Raw genomic sequence first — 18,151 nt, 5'->3', positions numbered from 1 at the left:
TTATCCGTAAAAAGTGCGGTGTTTATTTATTTAATTTTGCTTTATAAGTTGGATTCATCAAGTTTTCCACAGACAAAATATCATCCAACTGATCTTCCGTCAGCAAACCTTTTTCCAATACTACATCACGCACACCGCGACCGGTTTGAGCACAGATTTTGCCCACCAGGTCACCGTTATGGTGGCCGATAAACGGATTCAAATAAGTGACGATACCGATGGAATTGAACACATAGTTTTCGCACACTTCTTTATTCACCGTAATGCCGTCCACACATTTATCACGTAGGTTCACGCACGCGTTGGTTAATAATTCAATAGACTCAAACATCGCTTGACCAATCACCGGTTCCATTACGTTTAATTGCAATTGACCGCCTTCTGCCGCAAAAGTTACCGTGATGTCGTTACCAAAGATTTTAAAGCATACTTGGTTTACCACTTCAGGCACAACCGGATTCACTTTTGCCGGCATAATGGATGAACCGGCCTGCAATTCCGGCAAATTGATTTCATTCAAACCTGCACGCGGACCTGATGAGAGCAAACGTAAGTCGTTACAAACTTTGGATAATTTCACCGCACTTCTTTTTAACGCACCATGCACCATTACATAAGCACCGCAGTCTGAAGTGGCCTCAATCAAATTTGGTGCCGGCACGCAAGGCAAACCAGTGACTTTCGCTAAGTTTTGTACCGCTAATTTTGCATAGCCTTCCGGCGTATTTAAGCCTGTGCCGATTGCGGTTGCCCCTAAGTTGACTTCCAATAATAATTCTGCCGCACGGCTTAAATTGCGTACTTCTTCGTTAAGCAATTCGGCAAAGGCATGAAATTCTTGCCCTACAGTCATCGGCACCGCATCTTGTAATTGAGTACGCCCCATTTTTAGGATATTAGCAAATTCATTGGCTTTATTTTCAAAGCCTTGTTGTAAATAACGCACTTTTTCCACTAATTTCATAATGCTGTTATACACCGCAACGCGAAATCCCGTCGGATACGCATCATTGGTGGATTGGCTGGCATTAACATGATCCATCGGATTGATAATGTCATATTCGCCTTTTTGATGACCTAAATGTTCCAACGCTAGATTTGCCACCACTTCATTGGTGTTCATATTCACTGATGTGCCTGCACCGCCTTGATATACATCAGACGGGAATTGATCCAGACATTTGCCGGTAGTTAAAATTTCATCACAAGCCGCTACAATGGCATCAGCGATATTGGCAGGAATTGCACCCAATTCGCCGTTCGTTAAAGCGGTGGCTTTTTTTACCATCACCATACCTTTCACAAATTCCGGCACATCGGAAATTGTTACATCAGAAATATTAAAATTTTCTACCGCTCTTAATGTGTGAATCCCCCAATAAGCATCGGCGGGTACTTCGCGTTCACCTAATAAATCCACTTCAATTCTGGTTTTCATAGCTGTCTCCTATAAAGGTTGTGTGTTCAAGTCGGATTCATTATAGGAATTTAATTATCAGGAAAACTTGATCTCGATCACATTTTACAAAATGGTTCATCGTCTTTAAATTAAGGACTCAGATTAGTTTTTTTAATTCGAATAAGTGTTGAAAATGTCATATAACATCGCCATATTGATTAAAAAATCACATATGGAACCGACTATGCCTATTTTATTATTTTTCTTATTCGCCTTTTTGTTTATTTATGCGGAATTTTCCGTGTTGGTGTGGATTGGCTCACATTTGGGTGTGTTTGCATTGATTTTGTTATTGTTGCTATCCGCGTTTATCGGTGGGGCAATTATGCGGGCCCGTGGGATTTATACGTTGTTTCATGTGAAAAAACAGTTATCGCAAGGTGAAATTCCAACCCGATCGCTGTTTAAATCCGGTGTTTGGATGTTTGCCGGGGTGTTGTTTATTATCCCGGGATTTTTAACGGATTTGTTTGCCTTAATTTTACTGACACCCCTTGGCAGTTTATGGCTTGAGCGTTTTGTAGGCAATAAAGTGCGGTTTGTTTCCGGTGGATTTTCAGGATTTTCTTTTGGAAGTGACCGCACTTCGGGGGTTAATAGGGGATTTGCTTCGCAAAATGATGATAATGTGTTTGAGGCGGAATTTGAAAAGCAGGCAGATGATGATAAAAGATTAAAATAATTTTTATTATTTCCCTTGAAAGTGCAAATTGTTGCCCTATATAAGAAAAGTATTTTTTATTAACTCAATAATTAACAGGAGAAAATTTAAATGAATATTCGTCCATTACACGACCGTGTGATCTTAAAACGTGAAGAAGTTGAAACCCTTTCAGCAGGCGGTATCGTATTAACCGGTTCTGCGGCGACCAAATCAACTCGCGGTAAAGTATTAGCCGTAGGCAAAGGCCGCATTTTAGATAATGGTACTGTGCAACCACTTGATGTGAAAGTCGGCGACACTGTTATTTTCAACGATGGTTATGGCGTGAAATCAGAAAAAATCGATGGTGAAGAAGTGTTGATTATTTCTGAAAATGATATTTTAGCAATCGTAGAATAATTTGTGGGGGCGTGTTGTATACGTCCATTAACGTAACATTATTAAAAATTAAGGAATAAAAAAATGGCAGCAAAAGACGTAAAATTCGGTAATGGCGCTCGTGTAAAAATGTTAGCGGGTGTGAACACCTTAGCAGATGCAGTGAAAGTGACTTTAGGTCCTAAAGGTCGTAATGTAATTTTAGACAAATCATTCGGTGCACCGACTATCACTAAAGACGGTGTGTCTGTAGCCCGCGAAATCGAATTAGAAGATAAATTCGAAAATATGGGCGCGCAAATGGTGAAAGAAGTTGCTTCTAAAGCCAATGATGCAGCCGGTGACGGTACAACTACGGCGACTGTTCTTGCACAAGCTATCGTAAATGAAGGTTTAAAAGCCGTTGCGGCAGGTATGAACCCAATGGATTTAAAACGCGGTATCGACAAAGCGGTAGCGGCAGTTGTGACTGAATTAAAAGTACTCTCCAAACCTTGTGAAACATCAAAAGAAATCGAACAGGTGGGTACTATTTCTGCTAACTCTGACAGTGTTGTGGGTCAATTAATTGCACAAGCAATGGAAAAAGTGGGCAAAGAAGGTGTCATCACCGTTGAAGATGGCACAGGTTTAGAAGATGAACTTGCCGTTGTTGAAGGGATGCAATTCGACCGCGGTTATTTATCACCGTATTTCATCAACAAACCGGAAACCGCAACCGTTGAATTAGACAGCCCATATTTATTATTGGTGGACAAAAAAATCTCTAACATCCGCGAATTATTACCGGTATTAGAAGGTGTAGCAAAAGCGGGTAAACCGTTATTAATCATTGCCGAAGACGTTGAAGGCGAAGCCTTGGCAACATTAGTTGTGAACACAATGCGCGGTATCGTGAAAGTTGCAGCTGTGAAAGCACCGGGCTTTGGTGATCGCCGTAAAGCGATGTTGCAGGATATTGCTATTCTAACCGCAGGTACTGTGATTTCTGAAGAAATCGGTATGGAATTAGAAAAAACAACATTAGAAGATTTAGGTCAGGCAAAACGTGTTGTGATCAACAAAGATAACACCACTATCATTGACGGTATCGGTGATGAAGTGCAAATCAAAGGACGTGTTGCACAAATTCGTCAACAAATCGAAGAATCTACTTCAGATTACGACAAAGAAAAATTACAAGAACGCGTAGCGAAATTAGCCGGCGGTGTGGCTGTAATCAAAGTGGGTGCAGCAACTGAAGTTGAAATGAAAGAGAAAAAAGACCGTGTTGAAGACGCTCTTCACGCAACCCGTGCTGCGGTGGAAGAAGGTATCGTTGCCGGCGGCGGCGTGGCATTAATCCGTGCGGCAGGTAAAGCGGCAACAGGCTTAAAAGGCGACAATGAAGAGCAGAACGTAGGTATCAAACTTGCATTACGTGCAATGGAAGCACCGCTTCGTCAAATCGTTGAAAATGCCGGCGAAGAAGCATCCGTTGTGGCAAGTGCGGTGAAAAACGGAGAAGGTAATTTCGGTTATAACGCAGGTACGGAACAATACGGCGATATGATCGAAATGGGGATTTTGGATCCGACCAAGGTAACTCGTAGTGCATTACAATTTGCGGCTTCCATCGCAGGTTTAATGATTACCACAGAATGTATGGTAACGGATTTACCGAAAGATGATGCTGCCGGCGCCGCTGCCGGAATGGGCGGTATGGGTGGAATGGGCGGTATGATGTAATTCCTTCCCCTAAGCTGAATCAAAGCTGAAAAGTGCGGTGAAAATCACCGCACTTTTGCTATGTTTGTGGAAAATAATCTTTTTAAGCTATTGTTCAACCAGCTTAAAAAGAGTATAGTTCAACAGTTATTTTATTATTAATTAAAGGAAAAATTCTATGGGCGGTATCAGTATTTGGCAACTTCTCATCATTGTCGCAATCGTAGTATTATTATTCGGAACAAAAAAATTAAGAACTTTGGGTTCTGATTTGGGCGAATCCGTAAAAGGCTTTAAAAGAGCAATGAAAGATGAAGATGCTCAAGAGGCAGAATTCAAATCGTTGAATGATACGGAAAAATCTGCACAAACAGAAAAAGTAAAAGAAAAAGAACAGGCTTAATCCGTGTTTGATATTGGCTTTTCCGAACTGGTTTTAATTTTTATTGTGGGCTTAGTGGTGCTGGGGCCGCAACGAATGCCTGTAGCAATCCGCACCGTAATGGGCTGGGTTCGCACGTTACGCGGCTTGGCAGCAAATGTGCAGAATGAATTGACCCAAGAGCTAAAATTGCAAGAATTGCAAGACAGTATCAAAAAAGCCGAGCAGCTAAATCTGAAAACCTTATCGCCTGAGTTAAGCAAAACCGTGGAAGAATTAAAAGCGTCCGCACAAAAAATGCAGGCGAATTTGAATCACACCGCAAGCGAAATGGATGCAGATATTGCGGCAGCCAAAGTTAAAGTGCAAAATGCCATTGATACGGATATGGCAAACGCTCAAGCACCTAAAGATACTGAAAGCGAATCAGTGGAAGCCTTAGCTCATTGTGAAACGGCAGAGTTATCTCCGGATGAACGGGCTGAATTAGCCGAGCAAGATGAGATTATGGCTCACGTACAACAATATGAAACCGAAGATAGTTTTGAATCTGCCCCCACAGTCACATAAAAGTTAAAGAGTAACCTTATGGCGTCCGTCGAAGAATCTCAACCTCTAATTACCCACTTACTGGAATTACGTAACCGTTTGTTGCGTTGTATCCTTTGTATTCTTTTGGTGTTTTGCGGACTGGTGTATTTCGCCAATGATATTTATCAACTGATTTCTGAACCCTTGGTGAGTGAATTGCCCGCCGGTTCCAGTATGATTGCCACCAGTATCGTCACTCCGTTTTTTACTCCGATCAAATTGACCTTAATTACATCGGTGTTTATTTCTGTGCCGTATATTTTGTATCAAATCTGGGCGTTTGTTGCACCGGCGTTGTATCAGCATGAAAAACGTTTGGTTTATCCGCTGTTGTTTTCCAGTACCATTTTATTTTATCTCGGCGTAGCTTTTGCCTATTATGTGGTATTTCCATTAGTGTTCGGTTTCTTAACCAAAACCGCGCCTGAAGGTGTTGCTATTGCAACGGATATCAGTAGCTATTTAGATTTCGTACTCACATTATTTTTGGCTTTCGGTATCTGTTTTGAAGTGCCGGTAGCAATTATTTTATTATGTTGGACAGGTATCACGACACCGGAAGATTTGAAAAAGAAACGTCCGTACATCATCGTAGGCGCATTTGTGATCGGTATGTTGTTAACGCCGCCGGATATTTTCTCGCAAACGCTATTGGCAATTCCAATGTGTTTGTTATTTGAAATCGGCGTAATCTGTGCCAGATTTTATCGTCCGAAAGATGATGATGTTGAAAGTGAACAGGCTCAATCTTAATTTCTAGAGTGGGCGTTTGCTGCCCGCCAGTAAAATTATCAACAAATTCAAAATAGTGGGACAAGTGCCCACTCTACGCAAGGATACATACGATGACCCAACAAATTTTCACCGGTTTTCCGGCTCGCCGCTTACGCCGTTTGCGTAAATCTGATTTCAGCCGTCGCTTGGTGGCAGAAAATAAACTGACTGCTGATGATTTAATTTATCCGGTATTTATTATCGAAGGCGAAAATTATCGTGAACCTGTGCCGTCTATGCCGAAGGTCGAACGCTTGACTATCGATCAATTATTGGTAGAAGCGGGATTATTGGTAAAATATGGCGTGCCTGTTATCGCACTTTTCCCTGTGGTGGAAAACGAAAAAACAGAAATGGCAGAAGAAGCCTATAATCCCAAGGGTTTAGTGCAACGTGCCGTGCGTGTCTTGAAAGCCGCTTATCCGGAATTAGGCGTGCTCACTGACGTAGCCTTAGACCCGTACACCATTCACGGTCAAGACGGTATTATTGATGATAACGGCTATGTATTAAACGACATCACAACAGACGTGTTGGTAAAACAAGCTCTTTCCCATGCCGAAGCCGGGGCAGATATTGTAGCACCAAGTGATATGATGGACGGCAGAATTGGCAAAATTCGCACCGCACTTGAAGAAAAAGGCTTTATTAACACGCAAATTATGGCGTATTCTGCCAAATACGCCTCCAATTACTACGGTCCGTTCCGTGATGCCGTCGGTTCCGCAGGCAATTTAAAAGGCGGTGATAAGAAAACTTATCAGGTAGATCCTGCCAACGGTAATGAAGGCCTGCAGGAAGTCGCATTAGATTTAGCCGAAGGGGCGGATATGGTGATGGTAAAACCGGGAATGCCGTATTTGGATATGGTTTATCGCGTAAAAGAATATTTCGGCGTGCCGACTTTCGCGTACCAGGTTTCCGGCGAATACGCAATGCACATGGCGGCTATTCAAAACGGCTGGCTGAAAGAGAAAGAATGCATCATGGAAAGCCTGCTTTGCTTCAAACGCGCCGGTGCCGATGGAATTTTAACCTACTTTGCCAAACAAGTGGCAGAGTGGTTGTATGATGAGAATTATCGTTAGTATAACGTAGAAACATATTGCATATACCTATATCAAAGTGCGGTCGGTTTTCAGGAAATTTTACACCCGATTTTCCAGACATTCGTCATCATGTGCTTTATGTATTGCTTTTTGTTGTTTTTGCATATGTCTGAACCAGTCATTTTGTTGCTGCGGATTTTGCTTTTGCCACAGTTCAAGGGCTTTATCTAAAGCCTTATCCGCTTTTTTACGGCTAAACGGGACTGGCGGGGCAAAGGCATTGCAGAACATAATTTTAAATCGCGTTCCGCATACTTTGTAACGATTGCCGATATAGCGTAAAAATTCCGGGTCGACTTCGCTTAAATAGGCACGAATAGCGTTAAGAATATCAGCGTTATGCTGTTCGCTTGGAGTGGGATACACGCCGTAAAAACCGCCGGTAATTTGTTTTGTTCTGTAATCTTTAATCCGTGTATGCAAGGAAAAGCGTTTATGCCCGCCAAAGGCGTATAAACCAAAGCGACTGTAAGTTAAACCACTTAAGGGATCGCCTGTTTCCGGCACATAAGCAATGGAATGGGAACCACAAAGAGATTGCCAATAAATCAGGAGTTTTTTGCGGTTTATTCGAATTCCACGGGGGCGAGGGAGGAATAATAAAAATATAACTATTGGAACCCAAATTAAGCTTAAAATTAAATCTTTTAATGGTGTCCCAATAATAATGTCCTTTTTATATTCTTCATAAGAGACTGGAGGTTTAACAAAATTATCATTTTCTGCTTGAGCTTTATTATATTGATAGATTGCAATATCTTTATATCTTTCATATTGTTTTCTTGCTCTTTTATCTGGTTGAAATGCCCAATCATAGTTTCTATGTATATTTTCCAATATACTTTCAAATGGTCTTTCACCATAACTAGCACTAATATAGCTGCCATAAATAAAAATAGCGATAAATAATGCCCTGAAAAATCCTCGAACATAACCGTCTAATAACGAATGCCGGATTTCTATTTCATCATTGCCTCGTTTACGAATTGAGTAACGTAACCTTTTATACCGTTCAATCATAATAATTCCTTATTTAAACCGTATTTCTTTCCATCGACATTGTTGAACCTTGATACTCCGGAATTTCCCGATAAATCCTACTGCTTGTTATGCTTTTCCCTCAAAAGTGCGGTCGGTTTTCAGGAAATTTTACACCCGATTTTCCAGACATTCGTCATCATGCGCTTTATGTATTGCTTCTTGCTGTTTTTGCATATGTCTGAACCAGTCATTTTGTTGCTGCGGATTTTGCTTTTGCCACACTTCAAGGGCTTTATCTAAAGCCTTATCCGCTTTTTTACGGCTAAAGGGAATCGCAGGCACAAAGGCGTTGCAGAACATAATTTTAAATTGCGTTCCGCATACTTTGTAACGCTTACCGATATAACGTAAAAATTCCGGGTCGTCTTCACTTAAATAGGCACGAATGGCATTAAGAATATCGGCGTTATGCTGTTCGCTTGGTGTAGGATACACGCCGTAAAAACCGCCGGTGATTTGTTTTGTCCTGTAATCTTTAATTCGTATATGCAAGGAAAAGCGTTTATGCCCGCCAAAGGCATATAACCCGAAGCGGCTATAAGTTAAACCACTAAGCGGATCGCCCCTTTCGGGCACGTAAGCAATGGAATGAGAACCGCAAAGGGATTGCCAGTAAATCAGGCGTTTTTTGCGGTTTATTCGGATTCCTCGGGAGCGGGGGATAAATAGCAATACTAGGATTGTAATCCCACATAATATATACAAATAAATTTTATATTTTTCATTATGTAATCTGGTTAAATACGGCTTCCTGAATTCAATATAAGATAATATTTCTTCATCTGAATTTGTTCTCCTATCAATATATTTATTATATAAAGATAAGATTCTAGTATCTGGTTTAATAAAATCAACAAAATCACTCTTAACCTCTTGAAACGTACTTTCAAAAGGTCTTTCACCACGACTTGCACTAATATAGCTGCCATAAATAAAAATAGCGATAAATAATGCCCTGAAAAATCCTCGAACATAACCATCAAGTAACGAATGTCTTATCTCAATTTCATCATTGCCTCGTTTACGAATTGAGTAGCGTAACCTTTTATACTGTTCAATCATAATAATTCCTTATTCAAACCGTATTTCTTTCCAGTTTCCATCAATCGGCACGGTTAAACCTTGATACTCCGGAATTTCCCGATAAATCCCACCGCTTGTTATGCTTTTCCCTCAAAAGTGCGGTCGGTTTTCAGGAAATTTTACACCCGATTTTCCAGACATTCATCATCATGTGCTTTATGTATCGCTTCTTGTTGTTTTTGCATATGTCTGAACCAATCATTTTGTTGTTGCGGATTTTGCTTTTGCCACAGTTCAAGGGCTTTATCTAAAGCCTTATCCGCTTTTTTACGGCTAAAGGGAATTGCTGGGGCAAAAGCATTGCAGAACATAATTTTAAATCGTGTTCCGCATACTTTGTAACGCTTACCGATATAGTGTAAAAATTCCGGGTCGTCTTCACTTAAATAGGCACGAATGGCATAGAGAATATCGGCGTTATGTTGTTCGCTTGGTGTAGGATACACACCATAAAAGCCGCCGGTGATTTGTTTTGTCCTGTAATCTTTAATCCGTATATGCAAGGAAAAGCGTTTATGCCCGCCAAAGGCATATAAACCAAAGCGGCTATAAGTTAAACCATTTAACGGGTCGCCCGTTTCGGGCACATAAGCAATAGAATGGGAACCGCAAAGGGATTGCCAATAAATCAGGCGTTTTTTGCGGTTTATTCGGATTCCTCGGGGACGGGGGAGGAATAGTAGAAAAATACAGAATAATCCGATAATTCCATACAAATATATCCAAAAAGATGAACTTTTATATCTACTTATATATAATTTTTTAAATTCACTATAAGGCATAGGTTTACTATCAGGAAACATTTTAATAAAGTCTTGACTAGTTTCTATGTTTATATGTTCTTGATGTAAAGGTTTAATTAATGAATCCGGATTAAATTCTAACAAAATTTCATCCTCGAAATTTTTTATAATACCTTTAAATAAATTATCATTATATTTGATACTAAAAAAAGCCCCATAAATAAAAAAAGCAACTAGCAAAAAACGAAAAAAACCTCTGATATATCCATCAACCAATGAATGTCGGATTTCTATTTCATCATTGCCTCGTTTACGAATTGAGTAGCGTAACCTTTTATACCGTTCAATCATCATGACACTCCCTATTTAAACCGTATTTCTTTCCGTCGGCATGGTTGAACCTTGATACTCCGGAATTTCCCGATAAATCCTATTGCTTGTTATATTTTGTTCTCAAAAGTGCGGTCGGTTTTCAGGAAATTTTACACCCGATTTTCCAGACATTCGTCATCATGTGCTTTATGTATTGCTTCTTGCTGTTTTTGCATATGTCTGAACCAATCATTTTGTTGTTGCGGATTTTGCTTTTGCCACAGTTCAAGGGCTTTATCTAAAGCCTTATCCGCTTTTTTACGGCTAAAGGGAATTGCTGGGGCAAAGGCGTTGCAGAACATAATCTTAAATTGCGTTCCGCAGACTTTGTAACGATTGCCGATATAACGTAAAAATTCCGGGTCGTCTTCACTTAAATAGGCACGAATGGCGTTAAGAATATCGGCGTTATGCTGTTCGCTTGGTGTGGGATAAACACCGTAAAAGCCGCCAGTGATTTGTTTTGTTCTGTAATCTTTAATTCGTATATGCAAGGAAAAGCGTTTATGCCCGCCAAAGGCGTATAACCCAAAGCGGCTATAAGTTAAACCACTAAGCGGATCGCCCGTTTCGGGCACATAAGCAATAGAATGGGAACCGCAAAGGGATTGCCAATAAATCAGGCGTTTTTTGCGGTTTATTCGAATTCCACGGGGGCGGGGGAGGAATAATAAAAAGAGTATTATTACTATCATTACAATATAAATACATAAATATATTTTATCATTTTTATGATATTTACTAAGATAAGATGTTTTATATTCATCATATGTTTTTAAATTTTCAGTATACCATCCATCTTTCTTTGCATTTTCTAAAATTGATATTTCTTCTTTATATAAAGGGAGCAATTCTTCATCCAAATTAATCACCCAATTATAAGTAGTTAATACACTTCTAATGCCACTTTCAAATGGTCTTTCACCATAACCTGCACTAATATAGCTGCCATAAATAAAAATAGCGATAAATAATGCCCTGAAAAATCCTCGAACATAACCGTCTAATAATGAATGCCGAATTTCTATTTCATCATTGCCTCGTTTACGAATTGAGTAGCGTAACCTTTTATACCGTTCAATCATAATAACTCCTTATTTAAACCGTATTTCTTTCCAGTTTCTATCAATCGGCACGCTTGAACCTTGATATTCCGGAATAAATAATTTTAAGCCGATCACCCTTAGATCTTCATCTTTATATTTATAAGTCCATTCGCCATTTAAATTTCGATAAGGATTTACGCCTTCCCATTCCGATTGTGGAAAAGATAAAATAACCGAACCTTCCCTTTCTAGTTCAATTTTTTCAGGTTTAATCAGTTTTCCTTGAATAATTCCGTTAAGTATAATCTCTTCGACTTGAATTTCCCTAGCTATTTGTTCCGTCGTTAAAGACGGATGTAACACTCTAAAAGTATGCTGATCTATTGCGCTAATTTGTACGATATATTTAGATTTTAAATAACGTTGCATTTCTATTTGATAAAAATCATAAATATCTTTTGGAATTACGTTCTGTTCTGAAAAAGTAAAAATGCTTTTATTAAATTGTGTAGATAAATCATCATATCTTTTTCCTAACCAACCATATGCTTTTTCTGTATTTCCCCAATAATTCTTGCTATTCCCCCAATACCCATTTTTCATCCACGTTTCTATTGATTTAGGGGCGGATAGTCCATAAATAATCCCCCCAATCACCAAGACAACACCAATCCCCAAAACCAAATAAGCGACTCCGGTTAGAAGAGATGTAACCAGACCGGCTTGTGCACCATATAATATGCCCAATCCGCCTATTCCTGCATCAACAGCAAGCCCGCCGATAATTTTCAATTCGGATGCCCGCATTGAAACGCTATCCCCTTGGTATCGAGATTCATACCAAGAACCCAGTTCAATCAATGCCCCGATTCCGGCAAATACGGTATTGGCGTTTAGGATTCCATTCTTTATTAAAGTAAAATGTTGAGTTGTCGATATTTTTTGCATGCGACTTAAATCCAACCGCCCTTTTCCGTCAAGCACGTTACCCGCATATGATTGCAAACGTTGTAATGCTTCGGTGAGATTCCGCTCTAATCCCGTTTCCGGTGAAAATTCCTGTGCAAACATTAATAACACGGCAGCCGTCGGATTCTCGGCAATTTGTCCGCCAAATGTAGCTGCATTATTGGTTTTACCTCCTTTCAGAAAGAAATCGACAAGCGGTTGATAACCGATTAATTTCGCTAATCCCAGCGGTTTTTGAGTGGTTTGGAATAACCGATAATTATCGTTATCTATTGCCGGAAGACTAATTGATACGCGATAACGTTCGCTTATTTTTCTTGCATTTTTGGGCGGTGCACCGATTGTTTGAACATCACTACGAAACTGTGTTATCACACTATTGGTTTTAGGATGAACGGAATAAATATCTTCTATTATTTGTCGAACCTTAACCGGTTTGCCCGAATAACGTTTACTAAACTGCCGGATATAGTATTTGTCAATAATCAGGTTTACCACTAAATCGAACTTAGCCATATCCATTTTCACTGCAACTTTCGATTTTTCAATTGTAGAAAAGCCTTTTTCAAAATTTGCCAGACAGGTGCTAAGTGTTGCGATAACCTCTTCGTCAGGCACTTGCGATTGTTCAGGTAATATTGATGAACCTCCCGATAATGCGGCAAGCATGGCATTTTGTCCAATCGATGAATAATCTAACCCGAAGAATAACCCGTGCATAAGCAAACACCAGGCTTCAGCAATATCGCTTGCGGCATTTTGTGCTAATAATGCCGGAAATTCTTCAATTCGACATTGCACAATATCACTTGCAATGAGTTGGGTATGTACCGAAACCAGATTTTTAAACGGCTTACCATAACAATTTGCCACATTTGCCATTTTATTAATGGCATTCACGCCGGGAATATCTTTATCTAACAGCAACTCATTTTTTAATTTAGCAAAAATATCCGGGTGGCTATTTTTATCTAAATGCCACTCGGCTAAAAACGCTTTTTTATAAGAATAAAATTCCGATAAACTCAGCGGTTTTCGCTGTATTTTTGCGAAAAACTGCGAAGGGGTCATTCCCGTATAAGTATAAATTTGATTTGAAGTATAAAGTTGGTTAGCCTTGGCTACCGTTTGTTTGTTTTGATGATGAATAGCTTCATTTTGCAGTACCAACATCCGCTGCATATGCGCATCAATAATTTGTGCCGTAGTAATCGCATATTCATATTTTTGCAATATGGCTTTGCGTTTGTCGTCCAAATACACATGAAAATGCGCTAAATCACGCATCGTGCCGACCATATCTTCCAAGGCGACGATTTCGCCCTGTTCGTTCCCTCTCGGGGTAATTTCCGGAATAAACCCTGTGGGAATACGACCTACCGTACTGAAGCGATATTGATTGCTCGGCTCTTGTATTGCAAATTTTGCATCCGGCGAAAAATCTTTCACGCACTCGGAAAGTGTTAAAATATCCACCGCACTTTCTCTTAACACAACGTGCTTCATCCATTGCCGTCGTACCTCAATATCCGCCGCCAGTTTATTCAGCAACGCTATCGGCAGGGCAAAATCGGAATACATTATCTCAATTTGTTTAATCGCTTTATTTAGCATAATGCACGGCGTAGAAAGCGGATTGACCGTCCAATTCTGCGACAAGTCGCCGTTTTCACAATGATATTGGCGAAAATGGTAAGGCATCGGCAGCTTGTCTCTGTGGCTTGACAGACTTTCCAATTCCGGAGAATGATAGCGATAGATATACCATGCCTTCGGGCTGCCGGCTTTTGCCGTAATCGCGCTTAAATCTCTCGGTGAAGACATATCGCCGGCTAATATATAAATATAGCCGTCACGCAGGCGGCGTAACTCATAATCCGCATTTGCCGTACTGCCGCTCGGCAAAGTCGGTACGGTGCCCGCCGTTTCAATGTTTTTAAACGCTTGCTCGGACAACGCGAATCTGACCGGATAGACATAATAAAATTCCTGACATTCTTTACATATGGAATCAACAGGTTGTGGTTTCGGTTCAAATGGGGTCGGCATATTGATTTTATCCTATAAAATAGTTTAGTAGTTTATCGGCTCGTTCCGATTCTTCCGGAAACTGTCGGGCAAAATTTGCTTCTATTGTCTCAAAATCTTCCTTATTTTGCACCGCACTTTGTTTGGCAAGCGCATAATATAAAATTGAGTTTTCCAGCTGATAGCCTTTTTTCTTTCCTTCGTCCATATCTAATAATAATTGTTCGAAATCCGCTTCGGTCACTACCGTCGGATAATGTGCTATCGCATAATTCGCCAAATCTTCTTTTAGCTTCAACCATTTTTGTTCGGCGAATCCTTCTCTCTCCCAATTTGTCAACACTATTGGTGCCGGGATGGTGTCTTCAGGCAAGGCGTTGAGCTGATAATAATAAAAACTGTCATCATAACCTGAACCAAAGGCATGAATAATGCGTTCGTCATAGCCGAAAAACTTGCTTAATTTTTCAGGGCTGTTTGCGATGATATTGAGATAATTACGCAAGACTTTCGGGTCATAAAAACGGAAGAAAAACCATTTGCCGCTTTCGTCTTTCAATATGGGAAATTTACGCAGATGATTGAACACGGTATCAAAATCATGGCGGGAATGGATAAAAATACCTAAATTTTCATGCCAGTTTAATGTGGTCATGGCATTTTTATCATGGAACAGTCCCATCAGTTCACTTTCTATTCGATAATCGGGATAAGGATGGACTTCGATTAAATAAGGTGCGACTCCTTTGGTTTCTTCACCAAATTTGCCTTTAAATAAACTCTCGGAGCGGCATTCAAATTCTTCGGGATGAAGCAACGGATGCTTATTGGCATCTAAGATAAAATAACATTTTAGCGGCGGTAGGTTTTCACCAAAAAGTGCGGTGTCTTTTTCCATTGTTTTCGGGTCGGTTACAGGAGGCGGGAAAACAGGTTGTTGCCATTGTTCCCAACCACGCTGCATCACGTCGGGAGGAATCGGCAAATCCGGAAAAAGTAATTTCGCAATTTCGTCAGGGGCAAATAATTTCGGGTGTCGCCCGAATTGGCGGTCAAGCAATTTGACCGGGTGGATTTGATGACGAAGCAGGTAATCGGTTTCCATAGCCATCGGTTTTGCCGAAAATACCTCGCCCATTTCCACCAACCGCACTTCGTCAGGCTGCATTCGGCGCGCATAGTACAATAAATCAAGCATACCGTGCCGTTGAAAAAAGGTTTCGGCAGGCAATGCCGCCAATGTGGGGCGAAAGGATTGATTTAGCAGCACATCGGATTTCGCTACCCGTCGTTCAAAGTCGGCTTTATTATCGGCAAAAGCAAGCAATGCTGCCTGAATATCCGTTTCCACCGGCTCAAACCGTTCATTTTGATTTTCTCGCTGCTGTATTAGACGACACTGTCCGAGTTGGATCCAAAGGGATGACATATTATCTCCTATAACAAGAACGCAATACCTAGATTATAAAAGACAAATTAGACAATAAAACACCTCATTTTTCAACCGCACTTTTTAGCAAATCAGCCACCTGTGGTTTGTCCTGTGACCGAGATATGGGCTTCTTATGTTTTTCCCTCAAAAGTGCGGTCAGTTTTAAAAGAGTTTTACGCCTTATTATCCAAATTTTCATTGGAATGGGCTTTGTTAATCGCTTGTTGTGCTTTGCGGATATGGTTAAACCAGCCGTTTTTTTGTGTATCATTTTGGCTGTTCCATAAGTCGAGTGCCTTATTTAACGCCTTCTCCGCTTTACGACGGCGGAACGGGATGCCCCATGTAAAGGCATTGCAGAAGAAAATTAGCGGTTTAAAGCAACTGATTCGATAACGGTTGCCGATATGGGATAAAAATTCCGGTTTATCTTCATTAAGATAAGCTCGGATTGTTTGTAAAATATGGGTGTTATGTTCAGGATTCGGCATCGGGTACACACCATAAAAGCTCGTGGTTTTTTGTTTGGATTGATAGTCTTTTATCCAAATTTGCAAAGAAAAGCGTTTATGTCCGCCAAAAGCGTATAAACCGAATTTGCTGTAAGTTAAACCGCTTAGCGGATCGCCTGTTTCCGGCACATAAGCAATGGAATGAGCATCACAGATTGATTGCCAGTAAATCAGGCGTTTTTTGCGGTTTACTCGGATTCCTCGTGGGCGGGGGATAAAACATAATAAAACCGCGATTGTAAGAAATGCTATTGTTCCATATAAAGATAAATAATCATATCTATGAAACTCATTTATGTATGACGATTTATATTCTTCATAAGTTTCTAATGGTTTAGAAAATTTATATTTTTCAATCATTTTAGGATCATTATAAAATTTGACGGTATCTTCATACATTGGTTTAATCAATATATCGGAATTAAAAGTCCATTCATATTTTCTTTCAAAATTCTCTATTTCTCTCTGAAATGGACTTAACCCATTATTTATATCTATGGCACTCCCTAATAAAAACATCGCTAATAACAATGCTCTAAAAAAACCGCGGATATAACCGTCTAACAATGAATGCCGAATTTCAATTTCATCTTCGCCGCGTTTTCTTATGGAATAACCTAAGTCTTCGTAAATATCATCTTTGTGCATTGAGATATCCTATTAAATCTAAAAGGGTTAAGTTGGAAGTAAACCGTTTTTGCGCATTATTGTAATCCGGCATGGTCACTTTTACTTTCATTTGCAAGATACGTTCGTCATTCACATTCCCCGAATATTTTGCCTTACTTTCATAAAAACTGCGGGTTGGCAAACGCCATGGTTCCGAGAATAGCTTATTATGTTTTTCCCTCAAAAGTGCGGTCGGTTTTAAAAGAGTTTTACGCCTTATTATCCAAATTCTCATCGGTATGGGCTTTGTTAATCGCTTGTTGTGCTTTGCGGATATGGTTAAACCAGCCGATTTTTTGCGTATCATTTTGGCTGTTCCATAAGTCGAGTGCCTTATTTAATGCCTTATCCGCTTTACGACGGCGGAACGGGATGCCCCATGTAAAGGCATTGCAAAAGAAAATTAGCGGTTTAAAGCAACTGATTCGATAACGGTTGCCGATATGGGATAAAAATTCCGGTTTATCTTCATTAAGATAAGCTCGGATTGTTTGTAAAATATGGGTGTTATGTTCAGGATTCGGCATCGGGTACACGCCATAAAAGCTCGTGGTTTTTTGTTTGGATTGATAGTCTTTTATCCAGATTTGCAAAGAAAAGCGTTTATGTCCGCCAAAAGCGTATAAACCGAATTTGCTGTAAGTTAAACCGCTTAGCGGATCCCCTGTTTCCGGCACATAAGCAATGGAATGCACACCGCATATTGATTGCCAGTAAATCAGGCGTTTTTTGCGGTTTACTCGGATTCCTCTTGGGCGGGGTAGAAAAATGAGAAAACATAGTATTATGCCTAAAATGTAATAAAAATATATCCAAGTTTTAGCCCATTTGTGATCTTCTAAATATAATTCCTTATATTCACTATAATTCATGAATTTTTCACTAGGAAATTCCTCAAAAAAATTTGGTTTAGATACAATTTCAATATATCTATGATAAATAGGTTGAACTATCACGTCTGGAGTAAAAGCCCATTGATAATCTTCTTTAATATTTTTAATTTCATATTGAAAAGGCGTTAGCCCGTTATTTATATCCATGGCACTCCCTAATAAAAACATCGCTAATAACAATGCTCTAAAAAAACCGCGGATATAACCGTCTAACAACGAATGCCGAATTTCAATTTCATCTTCGCCGCATTTTTTTATGGAATAACCTAAGTCTTCGTAAATATCATCTTTGTGCATTG

The 18,151-nt window shown here is 39.9% G+C and carries 16 protein-coding genes; 7 read left to right on the top strand and 9 right to left on the bottom strand.

The features are described 5' to 3' along the window. Positions 1 to 22: 22 nt before the first annotated feature. Positions 23 to 1,438: an aspartate ammonia-lyase gene (gene aspA / locus EDC44_RS06330; protein WP_131976504.1), complete on the bottom strand. Its 1,416-nt coding sequence runs from the start codon at positions 1,436 to 1,438 to the stop codon at positions 23 to 25. Positions 1,439 to 1,643: 205 nt separating this feature from the next. On the opposite strand from aspA, the gene EDC44_RS06325 reads away from it, so the two are divergent. The 7 genes from EDC44_RS06325 to hemB all read left to right on the top strand — a co-directional run bounded on the left by EDC44_RS06325 (position 1,644) and on the right by hemB (position 7,043). Next, entirely contained in the window at positions 1,644 to 2,141 is a 498-nt protein-coding gene (locus tag EDC44_RS06325; RefSeq protein ID WP_131976502.1) for an FxsA family protein, read from the top strand. Positions 2,142 to 2,231: 90 nt separating this feature from the next. Next, the gene (locus EDC44_RS06320) at positions 2,232 to 2,522 is read left to right on the top strand and encodes a co-chaperone GroES (protein WP_131976500.1); all 291 of its coding nucleotides are present in this window, start codon (positions 2,232 to 2,234) and stop codon (positions 2,520 to 2,522) included. Positions 2,523 to 2,585: 63 nt separating this feature from the next. Further along, positions 2,586 to 4,229 carry a chaperonin GroEL gene (gene groL / locus EDC44_RS06315; protein WP_131976498.1) on the top strand — a complete coding sequence of 548 codons (1,644 nt, stop codon included), beginning with the start codon at positions 2,586 to 2,588 and terminating at the stop codon, positions 4,227 to 4,229. Positions 4,230 to 4,386: 157 nt separating this feature from the next. Further along, entirely contained in the window at positions 4,387 to 4,611 is a 225-nt protein-coding gene (gene tatA / locus EDC44_RS06310; RefSeq protein ID WP_131976496.1) for a Sec-independent protein translocase subunit TatA, read from the top strand. Between the two features lie 3 nt (positions 4,612 to 4,614). Beyond that, on the top strand, positions 4,615 to 5,160 hold the full coding sequence (tatB, locus tag EDC44_RS06305) for a Sec-independent protein translocase protein TatB (protein ID WP_131976494.1): 546 nt from the start codon (positions 4,615 to 4,617) through the stop codon (positions 5,158 to 5,160). An 18-nt stretch (positions 5,161 to 5,178) separates the two neighbouring features. Continuing rightward, the gene (tatC, locus tag EDC44_RS06300) at positions 5,179 to 5,934 is read left to right on the top strand and encodes a Sec-independent protein translocase subunit TatC (RefSeq protein WP_131976492.1); all 756 of its coding nucleotides are present in this window, start codon (positions 5,179 to 5,181) and stop codon (positions 5,932 to 5,934) included. Between the two features lie 92 nt (positions 5,935 to 6,026). After that, positions 6,027 to 7,043: a porphobilinogen synthase gene (gene hemB, locus EDC44_RS06295; protein ID WP_131976490.1), complete on the top strand. Its 1,017-nt coding sequence runs from the start codon at positions 6,027 to 6,029 to the stop codon at positions 7,041 to 7,043. 60 nt (positions 7,044 to 7,103) lie between these two features. Here the strand turns inward: hemB and EDC44_RS06290 are convergent, their stop codons facing one another. The 8 genes from EDC44_RS06290 to EDC44_RS06255 form a co-directional block, all read right to left on the bottom strand. Beyond that, positions 7,104 to 8,084, bottom strand: coding sequence for a hypothetical protein (locus EDC44_RS06290; protein ID WP_131976488.1), 981 nt, complete (start codon positions 8,082 to 8,084; stop codon positions 7,104 to 7,106). A 129-nt stretch (positions 8,085 to 8,213) separates the two neighbouring features. Next, positions 8,214 to 9,167, bottom strand: coding sequence for a hypothetical protein (locus tag EDC44_RS06285; RefSeq protein WP_131976486.1), 954 nt, complete (start codon positions 9,165 to 9,167; stop codon positions 8,214 to 8,216). Between the two features lie 140 nt (positions 9,168 to 9,307). After that, entirely contained in the window at positions 9,308 to 9,904 is a 597-nt protein-coding gene (locus EDC44_RS06280; protein WP_131976484.1) for a hypothetical protein, read from the bottom strand. A gap of 509 nt (positions 9,905 to 10,413) precedes the next feature. Continuing rightward, the gene (locus EDC44_RS06275) at positions 10,414 to 11,388 is read right to left on the bottom strand and encodes a hypothetical protein (protein ID WP_131976483.1); all 975 of its coding nucleotides are present in this window, start codon (positions 11,386 to 11,388) and stop codon (positions 10,414 to 10,416) included. 9 nt (positions 11,389 to 11,397) lie between these two features. Beyond that, the gene (locus EDC44_RS06270) at positions 11,398 to 14,367 is read right to left on the bottom strand and encodes a toxin VasX (protein WP_131976481.1); all 2,970 of its coding nucleotides are present in this window, start codon (positions 14,365 to 14,367) and stop codon (positions 11,398 to 11,400) included. A gap of 7 nt (positions 14,368 to 14,374) precedes the next feature. After that, positions 14,375 to 15,775 carry a DUF4123 domain-containing protein gene (locus EDC44_RS06265; RefSeq protein WP_131976479.1) on the bottom strand — a complete coding sequence of 467 codons (1,401 nt, stop codon included), beginning with the start codon at positions 15,773 to 15,775 and terminating at the stop codon, positions 14,375 to 14,377. A 176-nt stretch (positions 15,776 to 15,951) separates the two neighbouring features. Beyond that, positions 15,952 to 16,938, bottom strand: coding sequence for a hypothetical protein (locus tag EDC44_RS06260; protein WP_131976476.1), 987 nt, complete (start codon positions 16,936 to 16,938; stop codon positions 15,952 to 15,954). Positions 16,939 to 17,168: 230 nt separating this feature from the next. Continuing rightward, positions 17,169 to 18,149, bottom strand: coding sequence for a hypothetical protein (locus EDC44_RS06255; RefSeq protein ID WP_131976474.1), 981 nt, complete (start codon positions 18,147 to 18,149; stop codon positions 17,169 to 17,171). Positions 18,150 to 18,151 lie beyond the last annotated feature (2 nt).

Origin of the sequence: Cricetibacter osteomyelitidis, from assembly GCF_004340985.1 — a bacterium.
Taxonomy (GTDB): domain Bacteria; phylum Pseudomonadota; class Gammaproteobacteria; order Enterobacterales; family Pasteurellaceae; genus Cricetibacter; species Cricetibacter osteomyelitidis.
The sequence above is the reverse complement of the archived record's forward strand: the minus strand, read 5'-3'. Positions and strand labels throughout refer to the sequence as shown.

Bases quoted from the DNA above. Each gene is read 5' to 3' on its own strand.
- aspA (WP_131976504.1), bottom strand. From the start codon at position 1,438: ATGAAAACCAGAATTGAAGTGGATTTATTAGGTGAACGCGAAGTACCC.
- EDC44_RS06325 (WP_131976502.1), top strand. From the start codon at position 1,644: ATGCCTATTTTATTATTTTTCTTATTCGCCTTTTTGTTTATTTATGCG.
- EDC44_RS06320 (WP_131976500.1), top strand. From the start codon at position 2,232: ATGAATATTCGTCCATTACACGACCGTGTGATCTTAAAACGTGAAGAA.
- groL (WP_131976498.1), top strand. From the start codon at position 2,586: ATGGCAGCAAAAGACGTAAAATTCGGTAATGGCGCTCGTGTAAAAATG.
- tatA (WP_131976496.1), top strand. From the start codon at position 4,387: ATGGGCGGTATCAGTATTTGGCAACTTCTCATCATTGTCGCAATCGTA.
- tatC (WP_131976492.1), top strand. From the start codon at position 5,179: ATGGCGTCCGTCGAAGAATCTCAACCTCTAATTACCCACTTACTGGAA.
- hemB (WP_131976490.1), top strand. From the start codon at position 6,027: ATGACCCAACAAATTTTCACCGGTTTTCCGGCTCGCCGCTTACGCCGT.
- EDC44_RS06290 (WP_131976488.1), bottom strand. From the start codon at position 8,084: ATGATTGAACGGTATAAAAGGTTACGTTACTCAATTCGTAAACGAGGC.
- EDC44_RS06285 (WP_131976486.1), bottom strand. From the start codon at position 9,167: ATGATTGAACAGTATAAAAGGTTACGCTACTCAATTCGTAAACGAGGC.
- EDC44_RS06275 (WP_131976483.1), bottom strand. From the start codon at position 11,388: ATGATTGAACGGTATAAAAGGTTACGCTACTCAATTCGTAAACGAGGC.
- EDC44_RS06270 (WP_131976481.1), bottom strand. From the start codon at position 14,367: ATGCCGACCCCATTTGAACCGAAACCACAACCTGTTGATTCCATATGT.
- EDC44_RS06265 (WP_131976479.1), bottom strand. From the start codon at position 15,775: ATGTCATCCCTTTGGATCCAACTCGGACAGTGTCGTCTAATACAGCAG.
- EDC44_RS06260 (WP_131976476.1), bottom strand. From the start codon at position 16,938: ATGCACAAAGATGATATTTACGAAGACTTAGGTTATTCCATAAGAAAA.
- EDC44_RS06255 (WP_131976474.1), bottom strand. From the start codon at position 18,149: ATGCACAAAGATGATATTTACGAAGACTTAGGTTATTCCATAAAAAAA.